The organism is Micromonospora sp. NPDC049102, from assembly GCF_043197485.1.
Lineage (GTDB): Bacteria > Actinomycetota > Actinomycetes > Mycobacteriales > Micromonosporaceae > Micromonospora.
On the sequence record NZ_JBICTE010000011.1, the window covers coordinates 1 to 17,743 of the forward strand.

A 17,743-nucleotide genomic window follows, 5' to 3' on the forward strand; every position below is an offset into this window, starting at 1 on the left:
CAAAAGCAGGCTGCCAGTCCGGGGTATAAATCATAATTGGCACTGGCTTTACAAGCACCCTGTTGAGTTCTCAAAGAACAACCACACACCGATCAAAAGACCCAACCAGTGGGCCCCCATCCCGGGGTTTTTCGTACCGCGTGTCAGGCGCTTTCAGCGCCAGGCACTTTTACTACGTTACCCGCCGGTTTCCGCCGTGTCAAACCGGTGTTTCGCGGTTCGTCGTACTTTCACCGTGTTGCGGGCACCACGACTCGACCGGCTTGCGCCGTGCGCTTCATGGGGTGGCAGGCCGGCCGCAGCGGTCTCCCGCTTGCTCGTCCGTTTCCCTGCCGGCTGACTACCTTACCCGGTCGGTTCCGCCGCACCAAATCCGCCTCGCGGCGTTCTGTCGGCACCACCCGGTCGACGATCTGGCGGCAGAACCGCCCGACCCCCGAGGCCGTCACCGCGCTCCGGCCGCTTTCAGGCTTTCGCCTGTTTCGTCCGTTCCGCGCTGGCAGAGAGAAAGTTACGCGTCCGGCCCGATGATCGTCAAATCCGCCGGACGCGTCCCCCGTCACATCGTCGACGGTCGACTATCCGCCCAGTTCAACGCCGGCGAACGACCGCTTTCCCCGACGCAGCACCAGGTAGCGACCATGCAGCAGGTCGCCTGTCGACACCGTGGCGTCCACCTCGGTCACCCTGGTGTTGTTCACGTACGCCCCGCCCTCGGTGATGACGCGACGGGCCTCCTTGAGGCCGCTCACGAGCCCGGAGTCCCGCAGCAGACCCGCCACGTCCGGCAGCTCGCCGGTGAGGTGCACCAGTCCGGCCTCGGTGAGCGCCGCGCGCAGAGTCTCCGGGGCCAGATCGTCGAGCGAGCCCCGCCCGAACAGCGCCTGACTGGCGGCGATCGCCTGCCGGGTCTCCTCGGGGCCGTGCACCAGCGTGGTCAGCTCCTCAGCCAACGCCCGCTGGGCCAGCCGGGCCGCGGGTCGTTCGGCCGTCGCCTTCGCCAGCTCCTCCAACCCGTCGCGGGTACGGAAGCTGAAGTACCGCAGGTAGCGGTCGACCTCGCGGTCGTCGACGTTGACCCAGAACTGGTAGAACGCGTACGGGCTGGTCATGGTCGGGTCGAGCCAGACGGAGCCGCCCTCGCTCTTGCCGAACTTGGTGCCGTCGGCCTTGGTGACCAGCGGGGTGGTGAACGCCTGCACCGGTCCCATGCCCCGCCGGCGTACGTAGTCGACGCCGGCGGTGATGTTGCCCCACTGGTCGGAGCCGCCGAACTGAAGCTGGCAACCGTGCCGGCGGTGCAGTTCGAAGAAGTCGTTCGCCTGCAGCAGCTGGTAGCTGAACTCGGTGAAGCTGATGCCCGTCTCCAACCGGGCCCGCACCACCTCCCGCGCCAGCATCTTGTTGACCGGGAAGTGCTTGCCGACGTCCCGGAGGAAGTCGACCACCGACATCTCACCGGTCCAGTCCAGGTTGTTGACCAGCTGTGCCGCGTTGTCCCCGGTGTACGACACGAAGGGCGCGAGCTGTTCGCGGATCCTCTCGACCCACCCGGCGATCACCTCGGTCGGGTTCAGCGCCCGCTCGGCGCTCTCCTTCGGGTCACCGATCTGCCCGGTCGCCCCGCCGACCAGCAGCAACGGGCGGTGGCCGGCGAGTTGCAGCCGACGCGCCATGAGCACCTGCATGAGGTTGCCGACGTGCAGGCTCGGCGCGGTGGGGTCGAAGCCCACGTAGTAGGTGGCGGCGCTCCCACCGTCGAGCAGCTCGCGCAGCTCGTCGAGGCCTGTCGAGTCCTGGATGAGGCCACGCCAGAGCAGGTCGTCGGTCAGGGAGTCCGGCCCGGACGGCGGGAGGTTGCTGTCGGTCACGGTCACCGATTCTCCCCCATCGGCGGCATCGACCCGTACCGGGTTTGGGGCAACGCGCCCGGTTACGCTTGCGCCCCACTGTTTTCAGGAGGGTTCTGTCGTGGAGATGCCGGATCTGACGGGTGGTTTCGTCAACCTGCTCGGCCTGACATTCGAGGAGGCGACCCCCGACCGCGTCGTCATCAGCTGGCAGGTCCGCCCGGAGCTGCACCAGCCGTTCGGCATCCAGCACGGCGGGGTGTACTGCTCGGTCGTGGAGACGGCGGGAAGCGTCGGGGGTTCGCTCTGGCTGGCCGACCGCGGAACGGTGGTCGGGGTGTCGAACCAGACCGACTTCCTGCGGGCCGTGCCCGATGGCGAGCTGCGGGCTGTCGGCACCCCCGTGCACCGGGGGCGCAGCCAGCAACTCTGGCAGGTGGAGATCACCGACGCCAAGGAGCGCCTGGTCGCCCGCGGTCAGGTCCGGTTGCAGAACCTCTCCCGGGACTGACCGGCCGGGCGACGCCGGGGCCGGTCAGCTACGAGCCTCGTCCAGCACCGGCTCGACCGCCTCGTCGGCGTCGTCACCGTCGTCGGCGGGGACCTGACTCAGACGTACCTCGGTGATGGCCCGGTGGTCGATGTCGGCCACCGTCAGTACCCAGCCGTCCAGGGTGACGTCCTCCCCGGCGACGGTCGGGATGTGCCCGAGTCGGGCCAGCACCAGCCCGGCGACGGTGGTGTAGTCGCCGGCCGGCCGCGAGGGCAGCTCGACGCCGATGTCCGGCAGGTCGTGCACCGGGAAGGTACCGGGCAGCACCATCGCGCCGTCCGGTTCGCGCCGGACCGAGTAGCCGTCCCGGTCGGTCTCGTCGTAGATCTCGCCGACGATCTCCTCCAGGATGTCCTCCAGGGTCACGATGCCGTCGACGGCGCCACGCTCGTCCACCACGAGCGCGATGTGTTGGCGCTCGGCCTTGAACTGACGCAGCGCGTCCACCACCGGCAGCGAGTCGGGCAGCAGCATCGGCGGGCGGGCGATCTCGTCGATCGGCCTGTCGTCGGGCACGCCGACCAGGTCGCGCAGGTGGATCACACCGACGGTGTCGTCCAGGCCGCCGTGGCGCACCACCGGCGCGCGGGAGTGCCCGGTGGCGGCCAGCACGAGCCGCGCGGCCTCCGCGGTGGTCCCGCTGTCGAGCGTGAAGACCTGCAACCGGGGTACGAGGACAGCCCGCAACCGCCGGTCGGCGATCTCCACCGCCCCGGCGATGATGGTGCGCTGTTCCTTGGTGAAGCCGTGGTTGCCGGCGACGATGTCGCGCAGCTCGTCCGGGCCGATCTCCTCGGGCTCGTGCTTCGGGTTGAGCCCGAACAGGCGGACGACCAGGTCGCTGGTCGCGCCGAGCGCCCAGACGGCCGGCCGGGTCAGGCTGGCGAGCACGTCGAGCGGGCGGGCCACCAACAGGGCCCACCGCTCGGCGGACTGCATGGCGATCCGCTTGGGGGCCAGCTCGCCGAAGACCAGGGTGACGAAGGTCAGCGCGAGGGTCACCACCACGATCGCCACCGTCTCGGCGGCGTTGCCGAACATCCCGAGCAGCGGCACGAGGGGCTTGGCGAGGGAGACCGCCGCCGCGGCGGAGGCCAGGAAGCCGGCGAGGGTGATGCCGATCTGGATGGTGGCGAGGAAGCGGTTCGGGTCCTTGGCGAGCCGGGCGAGCACGCCTCCGGCCCGGCTGGTGCGCTCCAACCGCTGGATCTGGCTGTCCCGCAGTGACACGAGCGCCATCTCGCTGCCGGCGAAGAGCGCGTTGATCACGATCAGGATCCCGACCAGGGCCAGTTGGCTCCCGTAGCTCTGCACGCCCGGTTCGCTCCCTCTGCGATGGTGACGCCGGCCGGTACGCACGGCGCCCGCCGGTCGACGAGCCCGCCCGGCGTACGCGCTTCTGTGCCCCGTGCGGCCTCGGCCGAATCCTGCCGGGGTGACGCTACGCCGATTCGGCTGCGGGTGACGCGGACAGGTCGAGGACGTACGAGTCGCCCTCCGGCCGGAAACCGAGCCGGTGGTAGTAGGGGGCGATCATGCCGGGTGGGCTGACGACCCGGTGGAAGCCGCGCTCGGTGAAGAGGCGGCTGCGGCGGTAGACGAACTCGCCGGGGGTGAAGTCACGGAATTTCGGGGTCACGTAGTCCAGGTCGATCTGGGCGACCCCGCGTGCCTCGGCGTGTGACAGCACCACCCCGACCACCTCGTCGGCGGTGACCACCAGGAAGGCCGAGCGGTCGGCGGTGGCCGGGTCCCAGTGGAAGTGGGGATTGAAGCGGGCGATGTCCGGCCCGTGCACCCGCAGCGTGTGGGCCAGGAACTGGTCGTCGACACCGACCTGGACCACCTGGTACGTCTGCTCGTCGTGGCGGGTGGCGAGCATCCCCCGCAGATACCAGATGTTGATCACCGCGAGGACGACGTTGAGGCCGACCATGGGCCAGACCTCGATGGCGGCGTTGTAGCCGATCAGCACGAAACAGCCGACGAGGTTGAGGGCGCGCAGCCGCAGGATGCGCGACTGCAGCAGCGACCACACCAGGACCGCGGAGCCGGCCCAGCCGACCAGATCCAACCAATTCACCCCGCGAGACTAGTGCCCGCCCAGGTCAGGGGCGTCGGCGGGCAGCTCCAGCAGCCACTCTTCGACCTCCGTGCCGCGCCCGTTGGCGTACCCCGAGTCCTCACCGACCACGACGAACCCGCACTTGCGCAGCACCGCGAGAGAGGCGGCGTTGTCCTTCGCGGCCCGGGCGTGCACCGGCCGGGGCAGCTCGCGCAGCAGGGCGGCCAGGGCCGCGGTGGCGTGGCCGCGGCCCCACCGGGTCGGGTCGATCCAGTAGCTGACCTCGGTCTGCTCGTCGACCGGGAAGGCGCTCACGTAGCCGACCACCTCGCCGTCGGCCTCGACGGTGCGGACCCGGTTCGCCGGGTTGGTGAGCACCCGTGCCCAGTGGCGGGCGAACTCACGGTGGTCCGACGGATCGACCGGACCGAACGCGGCCATGCGGTTGGCTTCGGGGTCCTGCTGGTGCAGGAAGAACTCCACGAGGTCGTCCTCGCGCACCGGCCGCAGCCGCACATCAGAGGTCATCCCGGGGAGGGTACGCCCCACCCCCGACGTCCCCTCCCCCGCCGATCTTGCACTTCCTGCTGCGGCATCAGCCCATCAAAAGGACATTCCCGCAACAGAATCTGCAAGATCGGCTCCGGAGTGGGGTGGTCCCGGTCGCTGCTGGTCACCTGACCGGAGTGTCGCCCTCTCGGCCGAGCATCTGCAGGAAGTCGGTGGTGAGGGCGAACGGGTCCGCCGGGCCGCTGGTGGGCGGACGGCGCTCGACCTGGTCAGCCAACTCCCCGGCCGCGCGCCGGATCCGCCCCCGCAACGCGCCGTCCGCGGTGCCGTCGGACCAGTCCTCCGGCGCGGCGAAGACCGCCGTGGGGACCACCACCGCCCGCAGGTAGCTGAACATCGGGCGTACGGCGTGCTCCAGGGCGAGCGAGTGCCGGGCGGTGCCGCCGGTGGCCCCGATCAGCACCGGCCGGTCGACCAGGGACCCCGCGTCCAGGACGTCGAAGAACGACTTGAACAGCCCGTTGTACGAGGCGCTGAAGATCGGGGTGACGGCGATGATGCCGTCCGCCCCCGTCACCCTGTCGATTGCCTCGCGCAGCGCGGCCGGCGGGAATCCGGTGAGCATGTTGTTGACCACGTCGTGGGCGTACTCGCGCAGGTCGACCACGCGCAGGTCCGCGTCGTGGCCGCGCCGGACCAGCTCGTCGCGGGTCGCCCCGGCGAGCTGGTCGGCGAGCAGCCGGGTGGACGAGGGCTGGCTGAGCCCCGCCGACACGACGGCCAGCGTACGGCGGGTCATCGGGTCGCCCCCTCCGGCGCCTTGCCCGTCACGTCGTCGACGGCGTGCACGGTGCTGTCCTTCGCGCCACCGGCCGCGGCGACCAGAGAGGCGTGCGTGGGGGCCGCCGGCACGTGCGCCGGGCGCAGCGAGTCGAACTCCTTGCGCAACACCGGCACGACCTCCTCGCCGAGCAGGTCGAGTTGCTCCAGCACCGTCTTGAGCGGCAGACCGGCGTGGTCCATCAGGAAGAGCTGCCGCTGGTAGTCGCCGACGTACTCACGGAAGCCGAGCGTGCGGTCGATGACCTGCTGCGGGCTGCCGACGGTCAGCGGGGTCTCCCGGGTGAACTCCTCCAGCGACGGCCCGTGCCCGTAGACCGGGGCGTTGTCGAAGTACGGCCGGAACTCCCGGACGGCGTCCTGCGAGTTGCGGCGCATGAAGACCTGGCCGCCGAGGCCGACGATGGCCTGGTCGGCGGAGCCGTGGCCGTAGTGGGCGTAGCGCTGGCGGTAGAGGCCGACCATCCGCTGGGTGTGCTCCTTGGGCCAGAAGATGTGGTTGGCGAAGAAGCCGTCGCCGTAGTACGCGGCCTGCTCGGCGATCTCCGGGCTGCGGATCGAGCCGTGCCAGACGAACGGCGGTACCCCGTCGAGCGGACGCGGCGTCGAGGTGAACGACTGCAACGGCGTGCGGTACTTGCCCTTCCAGTCGACCACGTCCTCGCGCCACAGCCGGTGCAGCAGGTCGTAGTTCTCGATGGCGAGGGGGATTCCGGCGCGGATGTCCTTGCCGAACCACGGGTAGACCGGGCCGGTGTTGCCCCGGCCCATCATCAGGTCCACCCGGCCGTCGGACAGGTGCTGGAGCATCGCGTAGTCCTCGGCGATCTTCACCGGGTCGTTGGTGGTGATCAGCGTGGTCGCGGTGGACAGCAGCAGCCGCTCGGTGCGGGCCGCGATGTGACCGAGCATGGTGGTCGGGGACGAGGGAACGAACGGCGGGTTGTGGTGCTCACCGGCGGCGAAGACGTCGAGCCCGACCTCTTCGGCCTTCAGTGCGATGGCGACCATCGCCTTGATCCGCTCATGCTCGGTCGGCTCCCGACCGGTGGTCGGATCGACCGTGACATCACCGACGGTGAAGACTCCGAACTGCATGACCAGCTCCTCGCGTGTCAACCGGATGCCGTCGTGGTACCCGGACGCAGCTGACAACTTATTTGACGAGTCAACTATTCCGTCGGCAGTGTGCTCGGCAGTGGCACCGGTCACCCTCGGGAACCCGACAACCGGGTCGAGGGCGCCCTTCCTGGCGGCTCGCTCAGCCGCCCGCCACCGAGGGCAACACCTGCACCTCCGCGCCGTCCACGACCGTCGTGGCCAGACCTCCGGAATGCCGGCAGTCCTCCCCGTCGACGAAGACGTTCACGTAGCGGCGCAACTCGCCGCGCTCGTCGCGGATGCGCCGGGCCAGCCGGGGATACGCGACGGCCACCTCGTCGAGGACCGCCCGCAGCGTCCCGGCGGCGGTGACGTTCAGTCGACTCGCGCCCCCGGCCTCGCCGCGCAACGGGCCGGGCAGCAGCACGGTGACCACGCTCAGACCTCCGCGGCGCGGACGCAGAGCACGTCGGGCAGGTGTGCGGCGACCGACGACCAGGAGTCGCCCTCGTCGCGGCTGGCGAAGACCGAGCCGGAGCGGGTGCCGAAGTAGACCCCACCCGGGGTCGCGTCATCGGCGCACATCGCGTCGCGCAGCACCGCCGGATAGAACGGTCCCTCGGGCAGCCCCACCGACTGCGCCTCCCACTTGCCGCCGGCGTCGACGGAACGGAACACCCGGCAGCGGTGCTCGGCCGGAAAGCGCTCGCTGTCGGCCACCAGCGGGAAGGTCCACACCGTGCCGCCGCGCCCGGGGTGGGCCACCATCGGGAAGCCGAAGTCGCTGGGCAGCCCGTCGGCGATCGAGGACCAGGTGCGGCCGTCGTCATCGGACCGGTAGACGCCGTGGTGGTTCTGCGCGTACAGCCGCTCGGGGTTGGCGGCGTCCCGGGCGACCTTGTGCACGCACTGGCCGAACTCCGGCCACTCGTCGGGCATGAAGTAGGCGCGGATGCCCGTGTTGCCCGGCGCCCAGCTCGCCCCGGCGTCCTCCGAGCGGTAGACCCCGCCGGTGGACATGGCGACCAGCAGTCGAGCCGGGTCACGCGGGTGGGGCAGCACGGTGTGCACGGCCTGACCGCCGAACCCGGCCTCCCACCGGGGGCGGTGCGGGTGGTCCCAGAGGGAACGGACCAGCTCGAAGCTGCGGCCGCCGTCGGTGGACTTGAACAACGCCGAGGGCTCGGTGCCCGCCCAGACGACGTCCGGCTCGTCCGGGCCAGCCGGCGTCAGCTGCCAGACCCGCCCGAGGGAGACGCCGGTGTCGGCCGGGAACGCGACCGGCGCCTGCTCGGGCTCGTCCCAGGTGGCGCCGAGGTCGTCGCTGGTGGCGACACTGGGGCCGAAGTGCGAGCTGGTCATGCCGGCGAGCAGTCGCGGGGTCGGACGGCGGGTGTCCACCGCCACCGAATAGACACCGGTCATCGGAAAGTGCGGACCGGTGATCTCCCAACTGCGCCGGTCGTCGGCGCTGCTGGCGAGAAACAGACCCTTGGCGGTGCCGATCGCGAGCAGCGTTGCCATGACGTCCTCCGATACCGTCGGTGAGCAGGTCCGGTGATTATGGCCATACCCCCCGACAGACTCCGGCGGCCACACGCCGGACGGTGCCCCTCAGTGCCGGACGCGGGGCACGTGCCTGCGGTACGCGCTGACCGTGGGATCGCCGTCGAGCCAGAACCGCCACGGCAGATCGTGCGCGCCCGTCACGCCGACGCGTGGCCCCGCCACCACCGCCTCCTGCGGCACCGGCTCGACTGGCGGTCGCAACCGGACCGGGCCGTCACCGAGCAGGTACGCGCCGTACGCCGCGCGGTCGATGCCGAGGGTGGCGCAGAGCCGGGCCGGCCCACGGGCGAGGTCCAGGTCGCGCCGCACGGCGGGCCGGCGCTCCCGAGCCGTGGTCAGGCCGTCGACGACCGCGCCGGCGCGCAGCAGCACGGCGGCGGCCTCCTCCTCGTGACCGGTGACCACGTTCACGCACCAGTGCATCCCGTAGGTGAAGTAGACGTAGGCGTACCCGGCGGGGCCGAACATCACCGCGTTGCGGGGGGTGCGGCCCCGGTGGGCGTGCGAGGCGGGGTCACCGGCCATACCGGCGTACGCCTCGACCTCGGCGATCCGGACGGTGACACCGCCGGCGCTCAGGCGGCAGCCCAGCAGGCCCCGAGCGGCCGGCAGCAGCGGACCGGCGAGCAGGTCCGCCAGCTCCGCCGAAGCGGCATCGGCGGGGCAGGCGTCCGGCACGAGATCCATGGACCGAACGGTACCCAGCGGGGTGCCCGGTCATCCCGACGATCCCCCGTCATTTGAACATTCTGTTGACAACGCCTTGTTGATGCGGTGTGCTCGGAGGCATGACCAGCCAGGATCTCTTCACCACACCCGACCCGGGTCGCGCCCGCGCCCACCGCACCCACGAGGCGTTGCAGCGGATAAGCGAGCGGCACGCCGGCTCCGACGCCCGGCGAGGGCGCTGGGCCCACCCGTACGTGCTGGACCCGTGGGAGGCGGTCGCGCTGGTCACCGCCCTCGCCGCCGGTGGCGCCGAGCGGGAGCCCGCCGAGGAGCCGGTCGACGCGGCCGACCTCACCGCCGCGCTGACCCTGCTCCCACACGTCCGCGCCGAACTGGACGCCCTGGAGGCGGGGCTGCTCACCCTCGCCCGCGACCGGGGCCTCACCTGGCAGTCCATCGCCCACGGCCTGGGCCTGGGCAGCGCACAAGCAGCCCGCCAACGCTACGAACGGGTAGCCGCCCGCTCCACGGAGCAGACCACCTGATCCCCGCGCCGATCTTGCACTTACTGTGGCGACATAACGGACCTTGCCGCGCACATCGACAACAGAAACTGCAAGATCGGCGCGGAATGGGGCGCGGGGTTCGCGGGGTGGGCTTTGACCAGGAGGTGCTTGTGGAACGTGGGGAGATGTTGTCGTACTGCCTGGGCAAGCCGGGGGCGTGGTTGGACCGGCCGTGGGAGAACGACGAGGTGGTGAAGGTGGGCAGCCGGATCTTCGCGTTTCTCGGCAACGGGGACCGGGAGCCCACGGTCGGCGTCAAGTGCGGCGCGACCCGCGAAATCGCCGACGAGTGGCTGCACCGCCACCCCGTCGACGCGTGCCCGATGCCGTACATCGGCCGGTCCGGGTGGAACACGCTGCGCCTCGACGGCGGGATCGACACCGACGAGCTGACCGAGGCGGTCGACTCGTCGTACGACATGGTGGTCGCCAAGCTCCCGAAGCGGGAGCGCCCGACGGCCTGAACCCTCGTGGCGCCGGCGGCTCGCGCCGACGCCACGCCTGACGTCAGCGCGGTACGACCCGCTCGGTGGCCCACTCCCGCCAGCCGGCCAGCCGGTCCGCAGCGGCGGCGAGCTGGTCGGCGACCGGGCCGGGGCCGGTCGAGCCGGGCGTGGTCCGGGCCGCGAGGGCCGAGCGCACCGAGAGCACGTCGCGCACGGACGGGTCGAGGTGCTCGCTGACCGCGGCCAGGTCGGCGTCCGAGACGTCCTCCAGCTCGCACTCGCGCACCGCGCAGAGCGCCACCAGCCGGCCGGTGATCTCGTGCGCGTCACGGAACGGCACGTTGCGCCGGACCAGCCAGTCGGCGACCTCGGTGGCGAGAGAGAAGCCGACCGGAGCGGCGGCGACGAGCCGGTCCACCCGGACGGTCATCGTGGAGATCATCCCGGCCAGGGCCGGCAGCAGCAGTTCCAGGGTGTCGACCGCGTCGAACGCGGGCTCCTTGTCCTCCTGCATGTCCCGGTCGTACGTCATCGGCAGACCCTTGAGCATGGTCAGCACCGTCATCAGGCCGCCGACCAGCCGGCCGGACTTGCCCCGGGCCAACTCGGCGATGTCCGCGTTCTTCTTCTGCGGCATGATCGACGAACCGGTGGCGAACGCGTCGTCCAGCTCCACCCAGCCGAACTCGTGCGACGTCCACAGCACCACCTCCTCGCCGAGGCGGGACAGGTGCACCCCGATCAGCGCGGTGGTGAAGAGGAACTCGGCCACGAAGTCCCGGTCGGCGACCGCGTCCATCGAGTTGGCGAACGACGTCCGGAAACCCAACTCCTTGGCGACGGCCACCGGGTCCAGCGGAAGCCCCGAACCGGCGAGCGCGCCCGCGCCGAGCGGGCTGATCGCCGTCCGGTGGTCCCAGTCCCGCAGCCGTTCCAGGTCGCGCAGCAGCGGCTGCACGTGCGCCAGCAACCAGTGCCCGAAGGTGACCGGCTGGGCGTGCTGAAGGTGGGTCATGCCCGGCGCGGCGGTGTCGATGTGCCGTTCGGCCTGCTCGACGAGCGCCTCGGCCAGCTCCACGACGCGGCTGGCCACACCGCGCGCGTGATCGCGCAGGTAGAGCCGCAGGTCGGTGGCGACCTGATCGTTGCGGGACCGGCCGGCGCGCAACTTGCCACCGAGGCTGCCCAGGCGCTCCAGCAACCCTCGCTCCAACGCCGTGTGCACGTCCTCGTCGTCGACGGTGGGCCGGAACGCCCCCGACGCGCAGGCCGCCTCCAGGTCGTCCAGGGCCGCCAGGATGCGGCCCAGCTCCTCCGGGTCGAGCAGGCCCGCGCCGGCCAGGACCCGGGCGTGCGCCCGGGAACCCGCGATGTCGTACGGGGCCAGGCGCCAGTCGAACTGCACGCTCACCGACAGGCGGGCGAGCGCCTCGGCGGGGCCGCCGGCGAACCGGCCACCCCACAGGCTCGTCCGGTTGGTGCCGGCGCTGTTCTCGGTGAGGCTCTTGTCGTCCACGTCGCCCATTGTGGTCCCCATGCTCGTCAGCCACCCATCCGGGCGTCGCTGGTCGCGCCGCAGGCCCGCGCCCACGGGCGGACGGTCGGCGTTGCCAGGTGGGATGTCGTGACCCGTGCGGTCATGGTGCGGTGTTCCCTTCGACGCTGTCTTCCCGGCGGGCCCAGCCGGCGAGCTTGTCACCGAGCGCGGCTCCGCCGACGGCCTCGCGGGCCACGACGAGGATGGTGTCGTCGCCGGCGATGGTGCCGACGATCTCGGGCAGGCCCGCCCGGTCCAACGCGCTGGCCAGGTACTGGGCCGCGCCCGGCGGGGTGCGCAGCACGGCGATGTTGCCGCTGGCGTCGACGCCGTTGAGCAGTTCCCGCAACAGCCGTACCAGCCGGGCCGGCGCCGCCTCGGCGTCGCGCAGCGGCCGCTTGCCGTCCTCGGGGATCAGGTAGACGGCCGGGCCGTCGCCGCCGCGCACCTTGACCGCGCCCAGCTCCTCCAGGTCACGCGAGAGGGTCGCCTGGGTGACGCCGACGCCGTCGGCGGCGAGCAGGTCGGCCAGCTCGGTCTGCGAGCGGACGGGCCGCTCCCGGATCAGCTCGACGATCCGGGCGTGCCGGGCCGTGCGGGTCAGCGGTGCGGTCATCGCGGCTCCCCGGTCGTCGTCAGCAGGAACGTCAGCAGCGCCTTCTGGGCGTGCAGCCGGTTCTCCGCCTGGTCGAACACCGCGCTCTGCGGACCGTCGAGAACCTCGTCGGTGATCTCCTCGCCCCGGTGGGCGGGCAGGCAGTGCAGCACGATCGCGTCCGGCGCGGCGTGACCCAGCAGCTCCTTGTCGACCTGGTACGGCAGGAACGGGGTGACCCGGTCCAGCCCGTCGGCCTCCTGGCCCATCGAGGTCCAGGTGTCGGTGGCCAGCACGTCGGCGTCGCGGACCGCCTGCGCCGGGTCGGTCAGCACCCGTACCGACCCGCCGGTGCCGGCGGCGATCTCGGCGGCCCGTGCGACCACGACGGGGTCCGGCGCGAACCCGGTCGGACCGGCGATCCGCACGTGCATCCCGGCCGTAGCCCCCGCCAGCAGGTACGACTGCGCCATGTTGTTGGCGCCGTCGCCCACGTACGTCAGGGTCCGGCCGGTCGTGCCGCCGCACCGCTCCCGGATGGTCAGCAGGTCGGCCAGCAGTTGACAGGGGTGGAACCCGTCGGTGAGCGCGTTGACCACCGGGACGGTCGCGCCGCCGGCGACCTCGGCGATCCGGTCGTCGCCGTGGGTACGCAGGACGATGGCCGCCACGTAGCGGGACAGCACCCGTCCCGCGTCGGCTAGCGACTCGCCCCGGCCGAAGTGGGTGACCTGGGTGTCCACGACGAGCGGATGGCCGCCCAGCTCGGCGATGCCGGCGTCGAACGAGATCCGGGTGCGCAGGCTCTGCTTGTCGAAGAGCACCGCCACCGAACGGGGGCCGGACAGCGGCTGGTGGCCGAACCGGTCGGCCTTCATCCGGGCCGCCAGGTCGAGCACGCTGGACTGTTCGGCCGGCGAGAGGTCGTCGTCGCGCAGGAAGTGCCGGATCATGCGATCGTCCCCGTCGTGGTGGGCTGGGTGGAGAGCTCGATGGTGGCGGGAGCGCTCGTGCCGGCAGCCGCCGGGGCGCTCGTGCCCGCGGCGGCCGGGACCGTCGCGTCGAGGGCCGCCGGGAGCGCGGCGAGGAAGGCGTCGGCCTGCGCGGTGGTGAGGATCAACGGAGGAGCGAGCCGGAGTACGCCCGGCTGCACCGGGTTGGTCAGGAAGCCGGCCTCCCGCAGTGCTTCGGCGAGGACCGGCGCCACCGGGGCGGCGAGCGCAACGCCGAGCAGCAGCCCGGCCCCGCGTACGTCGGTGACGAGCGGGTGGCCCAGCGCCTCGATGCCCCGACGCAGCCGCTCGCCGACGCGCTTGACGTGGTCGAGCAGCCCCTCGTTGGCGATGGTGGCCACCACGGCGAGCGCGGCGGCGCAGCTCACCGGGTTGCCGCCGAAGGTCGTACCGTGCGAGCCGGGGGTGAGCAGGTCGGCGGCCCGGCCGAAGGCGAGCGTCGCACCCAGCGGCAGCCCGCCACCCAACCCCTTGGCCAGGGTCACCACGTCGGGCTCCACGCTCTCGGCCTGGTGGGCGAACCAGTGCCCGGTACGGCCGATGCCGGTCTGCACCTCGTCGAGCACCAGCAGCGCCCCGTGCCGGGCGGTGATCCGCCGAGCCGCCGTGAGGTAGCCGGGCGGTGGCACGACGACGCCGTTCTCACCCTGGATGGGCTCCAGGATCACCATGGCGGTGGCGTCGGTGACCGCCGCATCGAGGGCGCTCACGTCGCCGTAGTCGACGTGGGTCACCTCGCCCGGCAGCGGGCGGAACGGATCAGACTTGGCGGGCTGCCCGGTCAGCGCGAGGGCGCCCATGGTGCGACCGTGGAAGCCGCCGTTGGTGGCCACCACGTGGCTGCGCCCGGTGCGCCGGGACAGCTTGAACGCGGCCTCGTTCGCCTCCGCGCCGGAGTTGGCGAAGAAGACCCGGCCGGGTCGGCTGCCGGCGAGCGCCAGCAGCAGCTCCGCGAGAGCCACCGGCGGTTCGGCGACGAAGAGGTTGGAGACGTGCCCGAGCGTTGCCACCTGCTTCGACACTGCGGCCACCACCGCCGGGTGGGCGTGACCGAGGGCGTTCACCGCGATCCCGCCGACCAGGTCCACGTACTCCCGGCCGGCCTCGTCGACCACCACGGCGCCCGCGCCGGAGACCAGCGCCAGCGGCGGCGTGCCGTAGTTGTCCATCATGGACTGCGTCCACCGTTGCACCAGGCTGCTCATGCCCCGACCGTCCCGTCCTGCGGCACCACCATCGTTCCGAACCCTTCCGACGTGAACACCTCGAGCAACGTGGAGTGCGCCACCCGGCCGTCGACGACGTGCGCGGCGGGCACCCCACCCCGCACGGCCCGCAGGCACGCCTCCATCTTCGGCACCATCCCCGACTCCAACCCGGGCAACAGCTTGGCCAGGTCGTCAGCGGTGATCTCGGAGACCAGGCTGCTGGTGTCCGGCCAGTCGGCGTACAGGCCGGCGACATCGGTGAGGACGACAAGCTTGCGGGCCTGCAACGCGACGGCGAGCGCGGCGGCGGCCGTGTCCGCGTTGAGGTTGTGCAGGACACCGTCCGCGTCCGGCGCGACCGTCGAGATCACCGGAATCCGACCGGCGTCGATGAGGTCGGTCACCGCCGAGGTGTCCACCGACTCGACGTCACCGACCTGACCGACGTCGACCGGCTGTCCGTCGACGTACGCCGGGCGGCGCACCGCCGTGAACAGTCGCGCGTCCTCGCCGGAGAGGCCGACGGCGAACGGGCCGTGCGAGTTGATCAACCCGACCAGCTCCCGACCCACCTGTCCGACGAGCACCATGCGGACCACGTCCATCGCCTCGGCGGTCGTCACCCGCAGGCCGCCCCGGAACTCGCTGGCGATACCGAGCCGGCCCAGCATGGCCGAGATCTGTGGACCGCCGCCGTGCACCACGACAGGCTTCAGACCTGCGTACCGCAGGAAGACCATGTCGGCGGCGAACGCCCGTTGCAGCTCCGGCTCGGTCATGGCGTTACCGCCGTACTTGACCACCACCGTCGAGCCGGAGAAACGCGCCAGCCAGGGCAGCGCCTCGATCAGCGTCTCCGCCTTGACCTGGGCACGGGTCAGATCACCACTCAGGCTCACCGTGCCGGCCTTTCGTTCGCGACTGCGGGACTCCGCTTCGCTGCGTTCCTCGCGCTCACGAGGAGTAGGCCGAATTCTCGTGTACGTACGCGTGCGACAGGTCGTTGGTCCAGATCGTCGCGGCCGAACCGCCCGCGTGCAGGTCGATCCGGATGGTGACGTCCCGTCCGCTGAGGTCGGCCTTCGAACGGTCCTCGGCTCCGGCGCCGCCCCGGCACACCCACACCCCGTTGACGGCGACGTCCACCTCGTCCGGCTCGAAGGCGGCCGTGGTGGTGCCGACCGAGGCGAGAATCCGACCCCAGTTCGGGTCGTTGCCGAACAGGGCGGTCTTGACCAGGTTGCTGCGGGCGACCGAGCGGCCCACCTCGACCGCGTCGTCCTCGGTCGCGGCCCCCACCACGTCGATGGCGACCTGCTTGGTGGCGCCCTCCGCGTCGGCGATGAGCTGCTGCGCCAGGTCGTGACAGGCCGTCGTGACCGCGGCGGCCAGCTCGGCAGGGGTCGGCTCGATGCCACTCGCGCCGCTGGACAGCAGCAGCACGGTGTCGTTGGTGGACATGCAGCCGTCGGAGTCGACCCGGTCGAAGGTCACGCGGGTGGCCGCGCGCAGCGCCTCGTCCAGCGCCGCCGGCCCCGCCACCGCGTCGGTGGTGAGCACGCAGAGCATGGTCGCCATCCCGGGCGCGAGCATGCCGGAGCCCTTGGCCATCCCACCGACCGTCCAACCGCTGCCCCGGGCCACCGTGGTCTTCGGCCGGGTGTCGGTCGTCATGATGGCCTCGGCGGCCGCCGGGCCGCCGTCGCGTGAGAGCTGCCGGATGGCGGCACGGACCCCCGGCAGCAGCTTGTCCATCGGCAACCGCTCACCGATCAGCCCGGTGGAGCAGACCGCCACCTCGCCAGCCCCGAGGAGCAGCCGTGGGCTGACCGCGCTCAGCGCCGATGCGGTGTGCTCGGCCGTGGCGTGCGTGTCCTGGAAGCCGGCCTGGCCGGTGCAGGCGTTGGCGCCACCGGAGTTGAGCACGACGGCGCGAACCACACCGCCCTGCACGACCTGCTGGCTCCAGAGCACCGGCGCGGCCTTGACCCGGTTGGTGGTGAAGACACCGGCGACACCGGCGTCCGGGCCGTCGTTGACCACCAGCGCGACGTCCGCGCCACCGCTGGTCTTCAGACCGGCGGCCACTCCGGCCGCCCGGAAGCCCCGAGGGGTGGTGACACTCATGCGACTGGCCTTTCGTTCGCGACTGCGGGGCTCCGCTGCGCTGCGCTCCTCGCGCTCACGGGCTGACTCCCCAGATCGACAGGCCCGTCGTCTCCGGCAGGCCGAGCATCAGGTTGGCGTTCTGTACGGCCTGGCCGGCGGCGCCCTTGCCGAGGTTGTCCAGCGCGCTGAGCACGATCAGTCGACCCGAGTCGACGTCGACGGTCGCCTGGAGGTGGCAGGAGTTGGAGCCCAGCGTGGCGGCCGTGTGGGGCCAGCTCCCCTCCGGCAGCACGTGCACGAACGGCGCGTCGGCGTACGCCTGCGCCAGCACCTGCTGCGGGTCGACGCCACGGGCGGGCACGGCCGTGACCGTGGCGAGGATGCCGCGCGGCATCGGCGCGAGGACCGGGGTGAACGACAGGCCGGTCGCTCCGGAGGCCTGCTTGATCTCGGGTACGTGCTGGTGGGTGCCGACCCGGTACGGCGACAGGTCGCCCATCACCTCGCTGCCCAGCAGGTGCGGCTTCGCCGCCCGGCCCGCGCCGGAGGTGCCGGAGGCGGCGACCACCACCACGTCGGCGGGGCTGGCCGCGCCGTCGGCGATCAGCGGCGCGAGCGCGAGGGTGATCGCGGCGGCGTAGCAGCCGGTGTTGGCGACCCGGGTGGAGTCGGCGATCAACTCCCGCTGGCCGGGCAGCTCGGGCAGGCCGTACGTCCACTGGCCGGCGTGCGTGCCGCCGTAGTACTGCGCCCAGGCGTAGGGGTCGGCGAGCCGGTGGTCGGCACCCAGGTCGACGACGCGCACCTCGGACGGGAGCTGGGCCGCGAGGGTCGCCGACTCACCGTGCGGCAGCGCCAGGAATACCAGGTCGGCGTCGGCGAGCGTGGACGAGTCGGTCTGGCCGAGCACCAGGTCGAGCCCGGTGAGCTGCGGATGCACCACGTCGACGCGGTGGCCGGCCTGGCGGTGCGCGGTGGCGGCGACCAGGTCGAACTCCGGGTGCCCGGCGACCAGGCGCAGCAACTCACCACCGGCGTACCCACTCGCCCCGGCGACCGCGACTCGAATCCCCATACCTACCTCCGCATGACTATGCAGAGGAGACTAGCAA

General features: G+C 71.8%; 19 protein-coding genes. 3 read left to right on the forward strand and 16 right to left on the reverse strand.

The annotated features are described in order from the left end of the window. Positions 1 to 578 precede the first annotated feature (578 nt). The gene (gene tyrS, locus ACGFH9_RS13620; protein WP_393218679.1) at positions 579 to 1,871 is read right to left on the reverse strand and encodes a tyrosine--tRNA ligase; all 1,293 of its coding nucleotides are present in this window, start codon (positions 1,869 to 1,871) and stop codon (positions 579 to 581) included. 106 nt (positions 1,872 to 1,977) lie between these two features. Between tyrS and ACGFH9_RS13625 the strand changes: the two genes are divergently transcribed. Beyond that, positions 1,978 to 2,361, forward strand: a complete 384-nt coding sequence (locus ACGFH9_RS13625; RefSeq protein WP_355243337.1) for a PaaI family thioesterase — start codon at positions 1,978 to 1,980, stop codon at positions 2,359 to 2,361. A 24-nt stretch (positions 2,362 to 2,385) separates the two neighbouring features. On the opposite strand, the gene ACGFH9_RS13630 is transcribed toward ACGFH9_RS13625, so the two are convergent. The 8 genes from ACGFH9_RS13630 to ACGFH9_RS13665 form a co-directional block, all read right to left on the reverse strand. Next, positions 2,386 to 3,717 carry a hemolysin family protein gene (locus ACGFH9_RS13630; RefSeq protein ID WP_393218355.1) on the reverse strand — a complete coding sequence of 444 codons (1,332 nt, stop codon included), beginning with the start codon at positions 3,715 to 3,717 and terminating at the stop codon, positions 2,386 to 2,388. Positions 3,718 to 3,844: 127 nt separating this feature from the next. Next, positions 3,845 to 4,486, reverse strand: a complete 642-nt coding sequence (locus ACGFH9_RS13635) for a hypothetical protein (RefSeq protein ID WP_393218356.1) — start codon at positions 4,484 to 4,486, stop codon at positions 3,845 to 3,847. A 9-nt stretch (positions 4,487 to 4,495) separates the two neighbouring features. Further along, positions 4,496 to 4,996, reverse strand: a complete 501-nt coding sequence (locus ACGFH9_RS13640; RefSeq protein ID WP_393218359.1) for a GNAT family N-acetyltransferase — start codon at positions 4,994 to 4,996, stop codon at positions 4,496 to 4,498. A 145-nt stretch (positions 4,997 to 5,141) separates the two neighbouring features. Continuing rightward, positions 5,142 to 5,777 carry an FMN reductase gene (locus ACGFH9_RS13645; protein WP_393218361.1) on the reverse strand — a complete coding sequence of 212 codons (636 nt, stop codon included), beginning with the start codon at positions 5,775 to 5,777 and terminating at the stop codon, positions 5,142 to 5,144. Then, the gene (locus ACGFH9_RS13650) at positions 5,774 to 6,916 is read right to left on the reverse strand and encodes an LLM class flavin-dependent oxidoreductase (protein ID WP_393218362.1); all 1,143 of its coding nucleotides are present in this window, start codon (positions 6,914 to 6,916) and stop codon (positions 5,774 to 5,776) included. Before ACGFH9_RS13650 ends, ACGFH9_RS13645 begins: the two co-directional genes overlap by 4 nt. 163 nt (positions 6,917 to 7,079) lie before the next feature. Then, positions 7,080 to 7,355, reverse strand: a complete 276-nt coding sequence (locus ACGFH9_RS13655) for a ubiquitin-like small modifier protein 1 (protein WP_393218364.1) — start codon at positions 7,353 to 7,355, stop codon at positions 7,080 to 7,082. A gap of 2 nt (positions 7,356 to 7,357) precedes the next feature. Continuing rightward, positions 7,358 to 8,443, reverse strand: coding sequence for a WD40/YVTN/BNR-like repeat-containing protein (locus ACGFH9_RS13660; protein WP_393218367.1), 1,086 nt, complete (start codon positions 8,441 to 8,443; stop codon positions 7,358 to 7,360). A 90-nt stretch (positions 8,444 to 8,533) separates the two neighbouring features. Beyond that, positions 8,534 to 9,175, reverse strand: a complete 642-nt coding sequence (locus tag ACGFH9_RS13665) for a DNA-3-methyladenine glycosylase (protein WP_393218369.1) — start codon at positions 9,173 to 9,175, stop codon at positions 8,534 to 8,536. 101 nt (positions 9,176 to 9,276) lie between these two features. Here ACGFH9_RS13665 and ACGFH9_RS13670 point away from each other — a divergent pair, with 101 nt between their 5' ends. Beyond that, positions 9,277 to 9,702, forward strand: coding sequence for a DNA-binding protein (locus tag ACGFH9_RS13670; RefSeq protein ID WP_355243292.1), 426 nt, complete (start codon positions 9,277 to 9,279; stop codon positions 9,700 to 9,702). A gap of 107 nt (positions 9,703 to 9,809) precedes the next feature. Further along, positions 9,810 to 10,187, forward strand: a complete 378-nt coding sequence (locus ACGFH9_RS13675) for an MmcQ/YjbR family DNA-binding protein (RefSeq protein WP_393218371.1) — start codon at positions 9,810 to 9,812, stop codon at positions 10,185 to 10,187. 43 nt (positions 10,188 to 10,230) lie between these two features. Here ACGFH9_RS13675 and argH read toward each other — a convergent pair whose 3' ends face one another. From argH to argC, 7 genes are all read right to left on the reverse strand, one after another. After that, positions 10,231 to 11,694: an argininosuccinate lyase gene (gene argH / locus ACGFH9_RS13680; protein ID WP_355243334.1), complete on the reverse strand. Its 1,464-nt coding sequence runs from the start codon at positions 11,692 to 11,694 to the stop codon at positions 10,231 to 10,233. Between the two features lie 112 nt (positions 11,695 to 11,806). After that, complete coding sequence (locus ACGFH9_RS13685; RefSeq protein WP_355243287.1) at positions 11,807 to 12,322, reverse strand: arginine repressor; 516 nt, start codon at positions 12,320 to 12,322, stop codon at positions 11,807 to 11,809. Next, entirely contained in the window at positions 12,319 to 13,254 is a 936-nt protein-coding gene (gene argF, locus ACGFH9_RS13690) for an ornithine carbamoyltransferase (RefSeq protein ID WP_393218374.1), read from the reverse strand. Before argF ends, ACGFH9_RS13685 begins: the two co-directional genes overlap by 4 nt. Then, the gene (locus ACGFH9_RS13695; protein WP_393218377.1) at positions 13,251 to 14,519 is read right to left on the reverse strand and encodes an acetylornithine transaminase; all 1,269 of its coding nucleotides are present in this window, start codon (positions 14,517 to 14,519) and stop codon (positions 13,251 to 13,253) included. Before ACGFH9_RS13695 ends, argF begins: the two co-directional genes overlap by 4 nt. Next, positions 14,516 to 15,421 (reverse strand): acetylglutamate kinase, encoded by a 906-nt coding sequence (argB, locus tag ACGFH9_RS13700; RefSeq protein ID WP_393218380.1) that lies wholly within the window; start codon positions 15,419 to 15,421, stop codon positions 14,516 to 14,518. Before argB ends, ACGFH9_RS13695 begins: the two co-directional genes overlap by 4 nt. 55 nt (positions 15,422 to 15,476) lie before the next feature. Next, entirely contained in the window at positions 15,477 to 16,649 is a 1,173-nt protein-coding gene (argJ, locus tag ACGFH9_RS13705) for a bifunctional glutamate N-acetyltransferase/amino-acid acetyltransferase ArgJ (RefSeq protein WP_393218383.1), read from the reverse strand. 55 nt (positions 16,650 to 16,704) lie between these two features. After that, a complete protein-coding gene (argC, locus tag ACGFH9_RS13710; protein ID WP_393218385.1) occupies positions 16,705 to 17,706 on the reverse strand; it encodes an N-acetyl-gamma-glutamyl-phosphate reductase in 1,002 nt (333 codons plus the stop codon). Between the last annotated feature and the right edge of the window lie 37 nt (positions 17,707 to 17,743).